The 450-nt window shown below is 51.3% G+C and carries 1 pseudogene; it reads left to right on the top strand.

The features are described from left to right. Nucleotides 1–450: pseudogene (locus tag HEM79_RS22350) on the top strand (DNA primase family protein); the annotation flags it as partial.

The following is a 450-nucleotide window of genomic DNA, read 5'->3' as shown; positions in this document are numbered from 1 at the left end:
TTGGCTTTTCGCTGATTATCATGCCGGATATGACCCGCTACGCTGGTGATGGGGCGGGAATTAAGGCTATTACAGGCGGTGACAAGGTGGCAATCGACCCAAAACATAAAGCCCCATATTCAACGCGTATCCCGGCAGTAGTGCTGGCGGTTAACAATAACGCTATGTCATTCAGTGACCGCAGTGGGGGGATCTCGCGCCGTCGGGTGATATTCAATTTTTCGGAAGTTGTACCGGAGAACGAACGCGATTCAATGCTGGCGGAAAAAATAGAAGGTGAGCTGGCGGTAGTGATTCGTCATCTGCTTACACGGTTTGCTGACCAGGACGAAGCCAGACGCCTTTTATATGAGCAGCAGAAATCAGAAGAAGCACTCGCGATAAAGCGTGAAGGTGATTCGCTGGTGGACTTCTGCGGCTATCTCATGGCGTCGGTAATGTGTGATGGCC

Origin of the sequence: Escherichia sp. 93.0816, from assembly GCF_013368855.2 — a bacterium.
Lineage (GTDB): Bacteria > Pseudomonadota > Gammaproteobacteria > Enterobacterales > Enterobacteriaceae > Escherichia > Escherichia ruysiae.
The sequence above is the reverse complement of the archived record's forward strand: the minus strand, read 5'-3'. Positions and strand labels throughout refer to the sequence as shown.